Here is a 14,318-nt window from a genome sequence, read left to right as displayed (position 1 = left end):
CCCCCCCCCAACGCAAAACCCGGCTCCCCACGCGGGAGAGCCGGGCTGTATAGCGCTAAAGCCTAGTCACCGATCTGGTCGCGGCCGCGCTTGACGATCAGCGGGTCCGGCTAGCCAACCACATCGTGATCCTTGTTCGTGTACTCGAACTTGCTCAGGATGTAGCGCATGGCGTTGAGGCGGGCGCGCTTCTTGTCGTTGGACTTAATGGTGATCCACGGGGACTCGTCGGTATCCGTGTAGCGGAACTGCTCCTCCTTGGCGCGGGTGTAGTCCTCCCACTTGTCCAGCGAGGCCAGGTCCATCGGCGACAGCTTCCACTGACGCACCGGGTCCACCTGACGGATGGCGAAGCGGGTGCGCTGCTCCTTCTGCGTCACGGAGAACCAGAACTTGGTCAGGGAGATACCGGAGCCCAGGATCATGTTTTCCAGCATCGGCACCTCACGCAGGAACTCGGCGTGCTGCGACTCCGTGCAGAAGCCCATGACGCGCTCGACGCCCGAGCGGTTGTACCAGGAGCGGTCGAAGAACACGATCTCGCCGGCGGCCGGGAAGTGCTCGATGTAGCGCTGGAAGTACCACGAGGTGGACTCGCGCGGGCTGGGCTTCTCCAGCGCGACGGTGCGGGCACCACGCGGGTTGAGGTGCTCGTTGAAGCGCTTAATGGTGCCGCCCTTACCCGCAGCGTCGCGGCCCTCGAAGATGATGATGTGGCGCTGGCCCGTGTCCTTGGTCCAGTTCTGCCACTTCAGCAGCTCGATCTGCAGCGCGCGCTTTTCCTTCTCGTACTCGTCACGGGTCAGGCGCGCATCGTAGGGGTAGTTCTCACGCCACGTCTGGATCGGGGTGCCGTCCGGCATCAGCAACACCGGATCGTCTTCATCAGTATCGTCAACGACCCAGCCCTCGACCTCCGCGAGGTCGATCATCGGGAGTTCATCATCTTTGTGGTCAGCCATACTGTCGAGTTTACCGCCCACCCCCGCTTTGTGTTCAGTAACTGCGCAAGCGGGGCTAGCAAAGACCCCCGAAACGCAAAACAACCCCGCACAAAGGCGGGGCTGTAGGTGGCGGCGTCGCTTATGCGATGAGGCTGAGCAGGTCGCCCAGGTTGCCTGCCAGGCCAGCGAGCTGCTTCAGAATGCCGAGCAGTGCGCCAGCGACGTGTGCGTCAGAGGACAGGAACGCCCAGTTTGCAAGTGCTTCCACGATAATCTCCTTGTGTGAGTGACCTTTTGGGGCCAAATACTGATGTGGTTGGGTTGCGCACCATCACTCAACGGCGCGCGAAGGAACGACTACTTGTTCGGGAGTTCCGTAGCCTTGTCCGGCAGCGAACCGAGGCTGATGAACAGCTCCGGGATACCGCGGAACAGCTCAACGATGTTCTTGCCGAACTTGCTGAAGTCCTTCAGCATATCGACGATGGTAGAGAGGTCACCCATTGTTTTCCCCTTACGTGTAGGTGCCAGAATGTCTGGCTCGAGATTGACAGTGTCCTGACACCCTCTGCGGGGCATCACACGAAGTATTTTGCCACAGCTCCAAGCATCCGCAAGGGGTTCGCGGAAGGATTTTTCGCCCCTGAGAATTCCTTACCTGGGAGCCCCGTTCACACTTTGGCAACCTTTCTCCCAAGCTCCTGTACGACCTGCATTGTTATACAAGTGTTATGGTCCACCTAAGTTAACGTGTCTTAAACTTCGGTCGAGGGATGTAACGGGAGGGGGTGGGGCGTCGATAAGCAGTGCCCGCTGCCAACACATCAGGCCCCCACTTCCGGGGGTGAAAAAGCCCCCACGGGACAATCCCGCGGGGGCTCGAAGCCGGACAGGCTTACATCATGCCCATGGCCTCCGGGTCCATTCCAGCGCCTGCGGCACCAGCCGGCTCCGGCTTGTCAGCAACGACGGCCTCGGTGGTCAGGAACAGACCAGCGATGGATGCCGCGTTCTGCAGCGCAGAGCGGGTGACCTTGGCCGGGTCGTTGATGCCCTCGGCGACCATGTCGACGTACTCGCCGGTGGCCGCGTTCAGGCCCTGACCTGCGGGCAGGTTGGCTACCTTGTCGGCAACCACGCCCGGCTCCAGGCCGGCGTTGAGCGCGATCTGCTTCAGCGGTGCGGAGAGCGCCTCGCGGACGATCTTCACGCCGGTGGCCTCGTCGCCGGACAGGCCGAGGTCGCCTTCGAGCTCCTTGGCGGCCTGCAGGAGTGCCACGCCACCGCCGGCGACGATGCCCTCCTCCACAGCAGCCTTGGCGTTGCGCACGGCGTCCTCGATGCGCATCTTCTGCTCCTTGAGCTCCACCTCGGTGGCGGCGCCGACCTTGATCACTGCCACGCCGCCGGCCAGCTTGGCCAGGCGCTCCTGCAGCTTCTCGCGGTCGTAGTCGGAGTCGGAGTGCTCGATCTCAGCGCGGATCTGCTTGACGCGGCCCTCGATCTGAGCCTGGTCGCCAGCACCCTGGACGATGGTGGTCTCGTCCTTGGTAATCACGGCCTTGCGTGCCTGGCCGAGCAGCTCGACGCCAGCGGTCTCGAGCGAGAGGCCGACCTCCTCGGAGATGACCTGGCCACCGGTGAGGATTGCCAGGTCCTGCAGCATTGCCTTGCGGCGGTCGCCGAAGCCCGGTGCCTTCACAGCGACGGACTTGAAGGTGCCGCGGATCTTGTTCACCACGAGGGTGGACAGGGCCTCGCCCTCGACGTCCTCGGCGATGATCAGCAGCGGCTTGCCGGACTGCATGACCTGCTCCAGCACCGGCACGAGCTCCTTGACGTTGGAGATCTTGGAGGAGACCAGCAGGATGTACGGGTCTTCCAGGACCGCCTCGCCACGCTCCATGTCGGTGGCGAAGTAGGCGGAGATGAAGCCCTTGTCAAAGCGCATACCCTCGGTGACCTCGAGGTCGACGCCGAAGGTGTTGGACTCCTCAACCGTGATGACGGAGTCCTTGTTCACGGAGCCGTTGCCGACTGCGTACATCGCCTCAGCGATCTTGGCACCAATCTCCGGGTCGGAGGCGGAAATGCCAGCGGTGGACGCGATCTGCTCCTGGGTCTCTACTTCCTTGGCGTTGTCCAGCACGTGCTTGGACACTGCCTCGGTCGCAGCCTGGATGCCGCGCTTAATGCCCATCGGGTTGGAGCCGGCGGCAACGTTGCGCAGGCCCTCGCGCACGAGCGCCTGTGCGAGCACGGTTGCGGTGGTGGTGCCGTCGCCGGCGACGTCGTCCGTCTTCTTCGCAACTTCCTTGACCAGCTCGGCGCCGATCTTCTCGTACGGGTCCTCGAGCTCGATTTCCTTCGCGATGGTCACGCCATCGTTCGTAATGGTCGGCGCGCCCCAGGACTTCTCCAGGACGACGTTGCGCCCCTTCGGGCCAAGGGTGACCTTGACGGCGTCTGCCAGGGTGTTCAGGCCGGATTCGAGGCTGCGGCGTGCTTCCTCGTCGAATGCAATGGTCTTTGCCATGTGAGTTTGTTGCTCCTTATATATTGTGGAACGAGTACTCAATTCGTCGGTACAAGCAGGCGCCCGCGACGGCACGGCTGCTGAGTGTGCAGCCTCACCCGCTTAGCACTTGGCGTCTCCGAGTGCTAGCACCCATTTTTAGCACTCACCCCCGTCGAGTGCAAGCACGCATTTGCTTATCGACGTCCACGTGCCCCCACTGGTAGCGTCACCGACATGACTGACTTCACACCAGACCGCGCACGCATCTTCTCCGACCTGGCCGCACTGGTCTCTTTCAACTCGCCCCACTCCACCCCAGAGCTGGCCGACGAGCACGAGGCCGCCTGCGCCTGGACCGTCGCCGCCTTAGAGAAGGCGGGCCTGAAGGTCACGCGCTACCCCACCGTGGACGACGCGGACACGATCGTCGGCGTCAAGGAACCGGTGGGCGACGCGCCCACCGTGCTGCTCTACTCCCACTATGACGTGGTGCCCGCGGGCGATCCGGCCGCGTGGACGAGCGACCCGTTTGAGCTGACCGAGCGCGACGGGCGCTGGTACGGCCGCGGCGCCGCCGACTGCAAGGGCAACCTGGCTATGCACCTCGAGGCGCTGCGCCTGCTTGAGCAAAACGGCGGCACGGATCTGGGCCTCAAGGTCGTCGTCGAGGGCTCCGAGGAGCTCGGCGGCGAGGACGGGCTGGTCAAGCTCATCGAGTCCGACCCGGAGATCTTCCGCGCCGACGTCATCCTCATCGCAGACTCCGGCAACGCCGCCGTCGGCGAGCCGACGCTCACCACCTCCCTGCGCGGCGGTGCCCAGATCAAGGTCTCCGTGGAAACACTCGAGGGCGCGATCCACTCCGGCAGCTTCGGCGGCGCGGCCCCGGACGCAGCGCACGCCCTGGTGCGCATCGCCGACTCGCTTTTCGACGAGCACGGGCGCACCACCATCGACGGCGTCGACACCACCGCGAAGTGGTCCGGCGACCCCTACGAGCGCGACACCTTCCGCACCGACGCGGGCGTCCTCGACGGCGTGCAGCTGCTCGGCACCGTCGAGGACGAGCCCGCCGACATGTGCTGGGCCCGCCCCGCCGTGACCATGATCGGTTTTACTTCCACCCCGGTCGCCGAGGCGGTCAACGCGGTCAACCCGCGCGCCGAGGCTCAGTTCAACCTGCGCGTGCCCGCCGGGCAGAGCGCCGCCGAGGTGGCACAGAAGATGGTAGACCACATCCACGCGCACACCCCCTTGGGCGCGAAGGTGGATGTAGAGGTCAGCGGTGTGAATGAGCCTTTTGCTACTGATCCGGAGCGTCCGGGCGTCGCAAAGCTTGGCGAATGCCTGCGCGAGGCCTACGGTGCCGATTCTTTGACGGTGGTGGGCTCCGGCGGCTCGATCCCGCTGACGATTACGCTGCAGGAACAGTTCCCCGAGGCCGAGATCGCACTCTTCGGCGTGGAGGAGCCCGCCTGCGGCATCCACGGCGTGGACGAGTCGGTCGACCCCACGGAAATCGAGCGCATCGCGGTCGCTGAGGCCCGCTTCCTGCAGACCTACGGCAAGTAACAGCCGGTGGCGAATCTGTTACCTAATCGGTACAGTTGTGACCATTGGCCGCGCCTATACATTTGACGCGCCCCTTCGCGAGCGAGCAGTGCCGCTCGCATTGCTCCAGGTGTAGTAGTTCAACGATCTTCTTACGCTGCTTTGCCGCAACGTTGGGCACGGCTTGAGAACTCGATCCGAACTGCCCAAGGAGGGGTCCGCCCTGTGCTCACACTGCTTGCCACGCTGATCATCGCCACGATCTGTGCCCCGCTGTTGATCCGCACCCTCGGGCGGCCGGCGTTTGCGCTGCTGGCTACGGTGCCGCTGGGCGGGTTCATCTGGGTGGTCAGCCTGTTCCAGCGCGGCGTGTTTGCAAACCAGGGCGAGATTGTCGCCAGGTATCCGTGGATGCCCTCGGCGAACATGAACCTGGATTTCCGGCTCGATGCGCTGGCGGGCCTGTTCAGCCTGATCATCCTGGGCGTGGGCGCGCTCGTCCTGTTGTACTGCTGGGGGTATTTCGACTCCAACCCGCGCAGGCTGGCCAAGTTCGGCGGCGAGCTGACCATGTTCGCCACCGTGATGTACGGGCTGGTCATCTCGGACAGCTTCCTGCTGATGTACGTGTTCTGGGAGCTGACCTCCATCCTTTCCTACCTGCTCGTGTCGTATTACGGCGAGCGGGCGTCGTCACGCAGGGCGGCGATCCAGGCGCTGATGATCACCACCTTCGGCGGTCTGGCCATGCTGGTGGGCATCAACCTGCTCGGCTTCAACACGGGTATCTGGCGGCTCAGCCAGATCTCCCAGTTCGCGGACCTGGAGAACACTCCGGCGATCTCGGCGGCGATCGTGCTGATCATGCTCGGCGCGCTGACCAAGTCGGCCCAGGCCCCCTGGCACTTCTGGCTGCCCGGCGCGATGGCTGCGCCGACGCCGGTGTCGGCGTACCTGCACTCCGCCGCGATGGTCAAGGCCGGCATCTACCTGGTGGCCCGCCTGGCCCCGGACATGGCGGCGGTGAACACCTGGCACCTCGTGGTGATTACCACGGGCCTATTCACCATGCTGCTGGGCGGCTGGATGGCGCTGAAGCAGCGCGACCTCAAGCTGATCCTGGCGTACGGTACCGTCTCCCAGCTGGGCTTTATTACCGCCGTGATCGGTGTGGGCTCGCGCGAGGCGACGATGGCGGGTCTTGCCATTACCTTTGCGCACTCCATGTTCAAGGCGACGTTGTTTATGATCGTCGGCGCGATCGACCACACCACCGGCACCCGCGACATCGGCGAGCTGTCTGGCCTGGCGCGCCGCGAGCCTTTCGTCGCGGCGCTGGCGGTGGTTTCGGCGGCGTCGATGGCGGGCATCCCGCCGCTGTTCGGTTTCATTGCTAAGGAGGCGGCACTCGAGTCGATCCTGCACGAGGAGCTGCTGCACGGCATGCCGGGGCACCTGACCCTGGTAGCGCTGGTGGTCGGCTCGATCCTGACCATGGCGTACTCCCTCTACTTCCTGTGGGGCGCGTTTGCCACAAAGGAGGCGCACAAGGAGGAGGGTGTGTCACCCGCAGTGGCCAAGATGCACCACATCGGCCCGCGCCTGTCCCTATCCCCGGCGCTGCTGACGCTCGCCACTGTCACCTTCGGGCTGCTGCCCGCCTGGCTGTCAGACGCCATCAACAACTACCTGGACGTGCGCTTCCCCACCGTGGAAGGCCACGACCTGAAGCTCTGGCACGGCATCACCACGCCCTTGGTGCTCACTGTCGTCATCGTCACGGCCGGTTCGATCATGTTCTGGCAGCGCAACCTGATCAAGCGCGCCGCTTTTCCCAAACCCGCGCTTGGCGACGCCGACGAGCTCTGGGACAACATACTGCACGTGTTGCGCAACGCCTCGCTCAAGCTCACCGCGTCGACGCAGCGCGGCTCGCTGTCGATCAACCTGGCCGTCATCTTCGCCACGCTCATGGTCGTCCCGCTCGGCGCGCTGATCCTGGGCGAGAGCAACGACATCCGCATGATCCTGTGGGATTCGCCGTGGCAGGGCATGGTGGTCTGCCTCATGTGCGCCATGGCCGTCTTCGCCACCATGCAGCGCAACCGCCTCTCCAGCGTGGTGATGGTGGGGCTAACCGGCTACTCCATGGCGTTCATCTTCGCCCTCCACGGCGCACCAGACCTGGCGCTTACCCAGGCGCTGGTGGAGACCATCGTGATGGTCGTGTTCATGCTGGTGCTGCGCAAGATGCCCACGGAGGTGGAGCCGCGCACGGACGACAACCGGCTGCGCGCCTGGCTGTCCATCGCCACCGGCGTCTCCGTGGTCATCGTGGCGATGACGGCGATCTCCGCGCGCCAGGCCACGCCGATCTCCACCCACATGCCGGACCTGGCCTACGACATCGGACACGGCCGCAACACCGTCAACGTGCTGCTGGTGGACCTGCGCGCCGCCGATACCTTCGGCGAGATCCTCGTGCTGGTCATCGCGGCCACCGGCGTGGCCAGCCTCATCTTCGGCACCGGCAAGTTCGGCCGCTCCTCGCGCCGCCCGACGCTGTCGACGAACAAGCCGCGCTGGCTCGCCTCGGGAGTGGATTCCGAGCGCGCGCAGAACCGCTCCATCATGGTGGACGTGGTCACACGCATCTTCTTCCCGTCCATGATGCTGCTGTCCTTCTACTTCTTCTTCTCCGGCCACAACGCGCCCGGCGGCGGCTTCGCGGGCGGCCTCGTCGCGGCACTCGCGTTCACGCTGCGCTACCTGGCAGGCGGCCGCGCAGAAATCGAAGAGGCACTCCCCATCGACCCGGCGAAGCTGCTGGGCACCGGCATCCTGCTGTCCGCCATCTGCGTCGTCGTGCCGATGTTCTACGGCAACCCGCCGCTGATGTCCGACTACGCCTCGGCGTCGCTGCCGCTGATCGGCGATTTCGACGTGCCTTCCGCGCTGCTTTTCGACGCCGGCGTGTACACCATCGTCCTCGGCCTCACCATGCACATCCTCGGCTCCATGGGCGCTTACCTCGACCGCGAGGAGGACACCCGCAAGCAGCGCGCCCGCGACCGCGCGCGCCAGCTGCAGGCGAAGAACAAGCTGCGCCGCCGCCTGCAGGCCCGTCGCCGGGCGGCCCGCGCCTCCGACCGCGCTGCGGTTGGGTCGACGGGATCGAGTGTGGTGGGGGTCGACGCGGCGTCGAGAAGCAATGAGCCCAATACAGAAAGGAGCGAGTAGATGGAAGCGAACCTCTTTCTCTTGATCGGCTCCGGCGTGCTCATCGCGTCCGGCGTCTACCTCATGCTCGATAGGGCGATGACCCGCATGATCATGGGCGTGCTGCTCATCGGCAACGGCGCGAACCTGCTGCTTCTGCAGTCCGGCGGGCAGGCGGGCTCCCCGCCGATCGTCGGGCGCGAGTCCAAACTCTTTGAAAACAGCGCCGACCCGCTTGCGCAGGCGATGATTCTCACCGCAATCGTGATTTCCATGGCCATGAGCGCCTTCATGCTCGCGCTCGCGTACCGGCAGTACCGCTACCGCACCGACGACATCATCGAGCGCGACGAGGAGGACCGCGCCATCGCCGCGCGGCCTTCCCTGCCCGCGGCCGCGCCCGACCACGACCGCTCGGACGACCCGGAAACCGGCAAGCCCAGCGAGACCGGCGACTCCTTCGGCCCCCGCTCGTTTGAGACCCCGGTGAAGGAGGCGGATGATGAGAGCTAGCCTGATCGACTTCGCCGACGCGACGCTCACCTCCATGCCGTACCTGATCGTCATGCCGCTGGTGCTGCCCGCCATCGCCGCAGCACTTATCCTGATCACCGGCCGTCACGTGCAGGTGCAGCGCGCGATCGCATTGATCACCCTGTTCGCGCTGGCGGTGATCGCGGCCGCGATGATCATCGTCGCCGACGTCCACGGCATCCAGACCGTGCAGATGGGCGGCTGGGACGCCCCGATCGGCATCACGCTGGTGGCCGACCGTTTGTCCACCATCATGCTGTTCGTCTCGGCCATCGTGCTGTTCGCCGTGATGTGGTACGGCATTTCGCAGGGGCTTCGCGACGGCGACGATGACGACCCCGTCGCCGTCTTCCTCCCCGTCTACATGCTGCTCTGCCTCGGCGTGAACCTGTCGTTCCTCGCCGGCGACCTGTTCAACCTCTACGTCGGCTTCGAGGTCTTCCTCGTCGCCTCCTACGTCCTGCTCACGCTCGGTGCCTCGCCCGGGCGCGTGCGCAGCGGCATTAGCTACGTGATGGTCTCCATGGCCTCCTCCATGGTCTTTCTCTTCGCGCTCGCCCTGGTCTACGCCTCGGTGGGCACCGTGAACATGGCGCACGCCGGGCTGCGCATGGAGGACATCCCGGAGGGCACCCGCGCCGCCATCTTCGCCACGCTGCTGGTGGCCTTCGGCATCAAGGCGGCCGTCTTCCCGCTGGATGCCTGGCTGCCCGACTCCTACCCCACCGCCGCCTCCCTGGTCACCGCCGTCTTCGCTGGCCTTCTGACCAAGGTGGGTGTTTACGCGATTATCCGCATGCGCTCCACCGTCTTTACCGACGGTGCCCTGGACACCCTGCTCATGTGGGTCGCGCTTTTGACCATGATCGTCGGCGTGATGGGCGCGCTCGCCCAAAACGACATCAAGCGCCTGCTGTCGTTCACCCTGGTCTCGCACATCGGCTACATGATCTTCGGCATCGCACTGGGCTCCATGGCGGGCCTGTCCGGTGCGATCTTCTACGCCGTCCACCACATTCTGGTGCAGACCTCGCTCTTCCTAGTGGTCGGGCTCATCGAGCGCCAGGCCGGCTCCGCACAGCTGCGCCGCCTCGGCTCCCTGCTGTACACCGCCCCGGTCATCGCGCTGCTCTACTTCATCCCCGCGCTCAACCTGGGCGGCATCCCTCCATTCTCCGGCTTCCTGGGCAAGGTCATGCTCATCCAGGCCGGTGCCGCCGACGGCTCCTGGCTGGCCTGGGTGCTCATCGCGGGCGCGGTGATCACCTCGCTGCTGACCCTGTACGCCATGATCCTCGTCTGGTCCAAAGGCTTCCTGCGCGACCGCGCCGACGCCCCCGAGGGCGACGTGGCCATGGCCCGACCCGCGACCTTGGCGGAGCGCGACGCGACCACCCAGTTCGCCGACCGCGACGACGTCGGCCGCGTACCCACCGGCATGTTTTTGTCCACCGCACTGCTCGTCGCCGCGTCCGTTGCCATTACCTTCCTGGCCGGCCCGATCTCTAATATCACCGACCGCGCCGCCGAGTCCGCCCAGGACAGCTCGATCTACCGCAGCGCCGTGCTTGACACCATGCCCGGCGCGGGCGTGGACGGGGAGGTCGCCGAGCCGGAGAACCCGACGCGACGCCCGGAGCGCTTTGTCACCCCGCAGGACGAGTACGGCAGCTCAGATACGCTGTACAAGCACCGCAGTCAACGAGACGGCACCACTAGCGAGCCCACCCAGGGCGTGAGCACGGAAACGGTGCCGACGCCGGTGCGTGCCAGCGAAGCTATGACAAGCACGAGCCCCTCCGGAGGTGAGCACTAAATGCAGCAACTTTTCACCGGCATTAAGCACCGCTTCCGCCCCTGGTTCGTGGTGTGGCTGACGTTTATGTGGATCCTGCTCATGGGCGAGCTGAGCTGGGGCAACTTCGCCGCAGGCCTTGGGCTCGCGCTCGCGATCGTGCTGCTGCTGCCGCTGCCTCGCATCCCCAACCACGGCTACCACATCCACTGGGGCCGCCTCGTGCTCTTTGTCTTCGCGTGGCTGCGCGACCTCGCCGTGGCGTCGACCAAGGTCGCCTGGCTAGCGCTGCGACCTGCCGAGCCGCCGCGCAACGCGATCCTCAACGTGCCCATGCGACTCAGCAGCGAGCTCGTTCTCTACTTCGCCACCTGCGCCTACAACCTGCAGCCGGGCGGCTCCGTCACCGACATCAACCTGGCCGACCGCGAGTGGACCATTCACGTCCTCGACGCCGACAACGAGCAAGCCATCGAACGCGAAATCGCCAACGTGGCCAAGCTCGAGCGCCAGATGATCGAGATCTTTGAAAGCAGGAGGTAACCCATGGATCCCACCGTGTACAACGTGTTCCTCGGTATCGCCGCAGTGCTGCTGGCCGTTGGCTTCGCCCTGCTGGCCTGGCGCGTCATCGTCGGGCCCGACTCCATGGACCGCGTGCTAGGCAACGACGCGATTACCGCCTCGCTCCAGTGCGCCCTGGCGCTCTACATCTGCTGGACGCTGGACACCACCGTGGTCAACGTGATGATGGTGATCGCCCTGCTCGGCTTCATCGCCTCTATTTCCGTCGCCCGCTTCCGCAAGAGGGATGGTTCACTATGAATTGGCACCTGCTTTTCGACGCCCTCTCGCTCCTGTTTATCCTCCCCGGCGCCTTCATGGTGTTCTCGGCCGCAGTGGGCACAGTCCGCTTCGGCTCCACCATGGCGCGCGTCCACGCCATTACGAAACCGCAGACCACCGGCCTTTTGCTGATGTTCGTGGGCACCTTCATCCGGCTGGTCAGCTCCCCCGACTTCTCCGTCCACCACCGCGGCGACCTGGGCATGCTCGTCCTGCTGGTCCTGTTCGCGCTGATGACCAACCCGGTCACCGCGCAGCGTCTCGGCCGCGTCGCGCGCCGCGAGGGCCTCTACGGCGGGCCAGACCAGCTCAGTCGCAACGACCGCCCCGCCGACTACCACCCCAAGCGCGTGGACCCGGAGGGGCCGAAGGACTAGGTGTTTAGCGTGGTGGCTGGAGCGTAAACATTTCCTCGCAGCTCGCGTCCACTACGCGCTTCCAATCGCCGGTGGCCTGGTAGATCTTGCGCTGGCGTTGGTAGCCCGCGCCGCGATCCATGATCTCGCGGACGATCTCCATCTCCTCCACGCAGTCCAGCTCCTCGGCGATGGGGCGTAGCTCGTCCAGCATGTCGTTGAGCTCGTCGGTCACCCAGCGCTCGTCGGTCTCCCGGCTGGTAATCACGAGCGCGTCGAGCCCGTAGCGGGCCCCGCGCCACTTGTTCTCCGCCACGTGCCAGGGCTGCAGGGTGGGCAGCTCCTCCCCGGCGTCGATCATGCGGTCGTAGTAGACCACCAGGCAGTGCGTGAGTGCGACGATGCCGGCGAGTTCGCGCAGGTTCGACGTAGCGTCGCTAATGCGCACCTCGATGGTGCCCCACTTGGCGGCCGGGCGGACGTCGAAATGCATGCTGCCGGTGTGGCTGATCACGCCGGAGTTCTGCTGCTCGCGCATGAACTGCACCCACTCGTCCCAGTCGCGAAACTGGTACGGCATGCCCGCGGTGGGAAGCTGCTGGTAGAGCATGGTGCGGTTGGATGCGTAGCCGGTGTCGATGCCGTCCCAGCCCGGGCTGGAGGCCGAGGTGACCAACAGGTGCGGGTACTTGGTCATGATCGCGTTGATGATCGGCCAGACGCGGTCCTCGTGGCTAATACCCACGTGGCAGTGGATGCCCCACAGCAGCATTTGCTGGCCCCAGTACTGCGTGCGGTTGATGATCTCCTTGTAGGTGAGCTTGGGGCTTAGAGGTTGCTCGCGGAAATCGGAGAACGGGTGGCCGCCGCCCGCCCACAGCTTCAGGCCCTGGGACTCGGCCGCGCTGCGGATCTTCTCCAGGTCCGTGCGCAGGGCGTCCACGGCCTCGCGCGTGTTCTGGCAGATCGGCGTGACCAGTTCGATCGTGTTTTGCAGGAACTCGCGCTCCAGGTGGGTGCCGGGGTGCTCCCGCTCCACCTGTTCAATGACGCGTTCGGCGTGCGGCACCAGGTCGCGCGTGTCCGGGTCGACCACGCCGACCTCCCACTCCACGCCGAGCGTCGGCGCCGTGGATCGTGCAAAATCGCGATAAGGATCCATGCGTGCAAGTCTAGGTTGCTGGGCGCAAAACGCGGGAATTTGGTTTCAGGTTTGGGTTAGCCGGCGAGGACAACCGTGATGGCGTGGCGGTTCTGCAGCGCCTCCGACGGCAGCTGGGTGTCATCACCAGGCAGGTCATTCGTCGCACGCGGGGTGCCGCCGACGCGCTGCGCGATATCCGCCGCAACCTGCTCCGCGCCCGCGACCTGCGGGTTGTAGAAGACGAAGGTCTCCGGGAACACGCCGAAGGTCTGCTCCGGCATATTCATCGCGGCAGCGTCCTGCGACTTGTTTGCCACGCTGTACTGGCCGTCGAGCCTGCCCGCGGTCTGGTTCGCCAAATCCGGAACGCCCGAGTTGTTGTAGACGTAGACCTGCGCGTTCTGCGCCGTCAGATCCGGTGCGGCCGGGTTGGGCTGCGTTGGATTGTCAGGGTTGTTTGCGTCTGGGTTGTTCGCGTTGTTCTTGCGGTCGGCGTCGGGGTTGGCTGCGTCTGGATTGTTTGCGTCGCCGTTGTTTTCGCGGTCGGCGGGGTTGTTGGCTGCGTTGTTCGGGTCGTTCGCGTTTGCGCCGCTGGCGTTCGCGCCATTGTTTGCACCAGGTGCGTTGGCGTCATTGTTTGCGCCGTTGTCTGCAGGCTGCGACGCCTGGGTTTCCTGCGCCGCATTCTCGGAAGAGTCTTTGCCCTGGCCAAGCGCGAAAATGCCCCACAGTAGCAGGAGCAGACCCACTGCCAGGAGAATCATTGCGAGTCCACGCTTCGGCAGCCGCGCTGCCGCGGGGGCTGCTGCCGCTGCGCCAGCGCCAGCCGCTACCGCAGTCGAACCCTCCCGCGCCTCATCGGCGGAAACGTAACCGGCACCGGCTTCTTCAACCGGCTCAGCCTCGACGTATTCGGGCTCGTCGGCGTACTCTTCGTAGCCTTCGTAGTCCTCGTACGCCTCATCCGGCTCGTCGGCGCGGCGGTGGGCGCCGCGGTACTCGTCGCTCTCGCGCGGAAACTCGTCTCGTCCGCGATGTCCATCACCAGGGTTCACAGTATTCACATCCGCCACTCTAGACCCTCAAGTACCACTTGAGGGAATATCCGGCCCTGACACGCCGGGGAGTGGTGCCATCCTTAACAACCCAACGGCCGCGTGACAATGAAATTCGACGAAATGGCGGATGTTGTACGTGCCATCCAACAGGCAAAATTGCCATATTCGAAACGCAGCCCCCTGCCGACTAGAGAAAACATGCGGCATCTTCTCGGAGTACCGGCTCAAGTTGAATGTTGAAAACCCGCAACTACCGATACACGCCCCTGTCGATTCGGGGTAGTTGGTACCGCGAGTCCGCGTAGTTGGTACCGGTGTTCCATGTACCCGGTACTGCAAGGGGTTTTCTTTCA

The 14,318-nt window shown here is 65.0% G+C and carries 13 protein-coding genes; 7 read left to right on the top strand and 6 right to left on the bottom strand.

The window, feature by feature from the left end:
- Positions 1–110: 110 nt before the first annotated feature.
- The 4 genes from ppk2 to groL all read right to left on the bottom strand — a co-directional run bounded on the left by ppk2 (position 111) and on the right by groL (position 3,480).
- A complete protein-coding gene (gene ppk2, locus HMPREF2990_RS08930) occupies positions 111–962 on the bottom strand; it encodes a polyphosphate kinase 2 (protein WP_070764202.1) in 852 nt (283 codons plus the stop codon).
- Positions 963–1,083: 121 nt separating this feature from the next.
- Positions 1,084–1,212, bottom strand: a complete 129-nt coding sequence (locus HMPREF2990_RS13285) for a hypothetical protein (protein ID WP_256380988.1) — start codon at positions 1,210–1,212, stop codon at positions 1,084–1,086.
- An 89-nt stretch (positions 1,213–1,301) separates the two neighbouring features.
- A complete protein-coding gene (locus HMPREF2990_RS12990; protein WP_168167135.1) occupies positions 1,302–1,448 on the bottom strand; it encodes a hypothetical protein in 147 nt (48 codons plus the stop codon).
- A gap of 391 nt (positions 1,449–1,839) precedes the next feature.
- Positions 1,840–3,480 carry a chaperonin GroEL gene (gene groL, locus HMPREF2990_RS08925; RefSeq protein ID WP_070764200.1) on the bottom strand — a complete coding sequence of 547 codons (1,641 nt, stop codon included), beginning with the start codon at positions 3,478–3,480 and terminating at the stop codon, positions 1,840–1,842.
- 216 nt (positions 3,481–3,696) lie between these two features.
- On the opposite strand from groL, the gene HMPREF2990_RS08920 reads away from it, so the two are divergent.
- The 7 genes from HMPREF2990_RS08920 (at position 3,697) to HMPREF2990_RS08890 (ending at position 11,784) form a co-directional block, all read left to right on the top strand.
- Entirely contained in the window at positions 3,697–5,034 is a 1,338-nt protein-coding gene (locus tag HMPREF2990_RS08920) for a dipeptidase (protein ID WP_070764197.1), read from the top strand.
- Positions 5,035–5,238: 204 nt separating this feature from the next.
- On the top strand, positions 5,239–8,253 hold the full coding sequence (locus HMPREF2990_RS08915) for a Na+/H+ antiporter subunit A (protein ID WP_070764195.1): 3,015 nt from the start codon (positions 5,239–5,241) through the stop codon (positions 8,251–8,253).
- The gene (locus HMPREF2990_RS08910; RefSeq protein ID WP_070764193.1) at positions 8,254–8,745 is read left to right on the top strand and encodes a Na(+)/H(+) antiporter subunit C; all 492 of its coding nucleotides are present in this window, start codon (positions 8,254–8,256) and stop codon (positions 8,743–8,745) included. It abuts the gene before it with no gap.
- A gap of 34 nt (positions 8,746–8,779) precedes the next feature.
- Complete coding sequence (locus tag HMPREF2990_RS08905; protein WP_371575896.1) at positions 8,780–10,582, top strand: Na+/H+ antiporter subunit D; 1,803 nt, start codon at positions 8,780–8,782, stop codon at positions 10,580–10,582.
- Positions 10,583–11,104, top strand: coding sequence for a Na+/H+ antiporter subunit E (locus tag HMPREF2990_RS08900; protein ID WP_070764190.1), 522 nt, complete (start codon positions 10,583–10,585; stop codon positions 11,102–11,104). It abuts the gene before it with no gap.
- 3 nt (positions 11,105–11,107) lie between these two features.
- A complete protein-coding gene (locus tag HMPREF2990_RS08895; protein WP_070764188.1) occupies positions 11,108–11,386 on the top strand; it encodes a monovalent cation/H+ antiporter complex subunit F in 279 nt (92 codons plus the stop codon).
- A complete protein-coding gene (locus HMPREF2990_RS08890; RefSeq protein WP_070764186.1) occupies positions 11,383–11,784 on the top strand; it encodes a monovalent cation/H(+) antiporter subunit G in 402 nt (133 codons plus the stop codon). Before HMPREF2990_RS08895 ends, HMPREF2990_RS08890 begins: the two co-directional genes overlap by 4 nt.
- Positions 11,785–11,788: 4 nt before the next feature.
- Here HMPREF2990_RS08890 and HMPREF2990_RS08885 read toward each other — a convergent pair whose 3' ends face one another.
- Both HMPREF2990_RS08885 and HMPREF2990_RS12745 read right to left on the bottom strand, forming a co-directional pair.
- Entirely contained in the window at positions 11,789–12,925 is a 1,137-nt protein-coding gene (locus HMPREF2990_RS08885) for a glutamate--cysteine ligase (protein WP_070764185.1), read from the bottom strand.
- A 56-nt stretch (positions 12,926–12,981) separates the two neighbouring features.
- Entirely contained in the window at positions 12,982–13,971 is a 990-nt protein-coding gene (locus HMPREF2990_RS12745) for a LytR C-terminal domain-containing protein (RefSeq protein WP_141757860.1), read from the bottom strand.
- Between the last annotated feature and the right edge of the window lie 347 nt (positions 13,972–14,318).

The organism is Corynebacterium sp. HMSC071B10, assembly GCF_001814825.1.
Classification (GTDB): Bacteria; Actinomycetota; Actinomycetes; order Mycobacteriales; family Mycobacteriaceae; genus Corynebacterium.
This window is presented reverse-complemented; position numbering and strand designations above follow the sequence as displayed.

What these genes read in the sequence shown, in the direction of transcription:
- ppk2 (WP_070764202.1), bottom strand. Translation starts at nt 962, where the DNA reads ATGGCTGACCACAAAGATGATGAACTCCCGATGATCGACCTCGCGGAG.
- HMPREF2990_RS12990 (WP_168167135.1), bottom strand. Translation starts at nt 1,448, where the DNA reads ATGGGTGACCTCTCTACCATCGTCGATATGCTGAAGGACTTCAGCAAG.
- groL (WP_070764200.1), bottom strand. Translation starts at nt 3,480, where the DNA reads ATGGCAAAGACCATTGCATTCGACGAGGAAGCACGCCGCAGCCTCGAA.
- HMPREF2990_RS08920 (WP_070764197.1), top strand. Translation starts at nt 3,697, where the DNA reads ATGACTGACTTCACACCAGACCGCGCACGCATCTTCTCCGACCTGGCC.
- HMPREF2990_RS08910 (WP_070764193.1), top strand. Translation starts at nt 8,254, where the DNA reads ATGGAAGCGAACCTCTTTCTCTTGATCGGCTCCGGCGTGCTCATCGCG.
- HMPREF2990_RS08905 (WP_371575896.1), top strand. Translation starts at nt 8,780, where the DNA reads ATGCCGTACCTGATCGTCATGCCGCTGGTGCTGCCCGCCATCGCCGCA.
- HMPREF2990_RS08900 (WP_070764190.1), top strand. Translation starts at nt 10,583, where the DNA reads ATGCAGCAACTTTTCACCGGCATTAAGCACCGCTTCCGCCCCTGGTTC.
- HMPREF2990_RS08895 (WP_070764188.1), top strand. Translation starts at nt 11,108, where the DNA reads ATGGATCCCACCGTGTACAACGTGTTCCTCGGTATCGCCGCAGTGCTG.
- HMPREF2990_RS08890 (WP_070764186.1), top strand. Translation starts at nt 11,383, where the DNA reads ATGAATTGGCACCTGCTTTTCGACGCCCTCTCGCTCCTGTTTATCCTC.
- HMPREF2990_RS08885 (WP_070764185.1), bottom strand. Translation starts at nt 12,925, where the DNA reads ATGGATCCTTATCGCGATTTTGCACGATCCACGGCGCCGACGCTCGGC.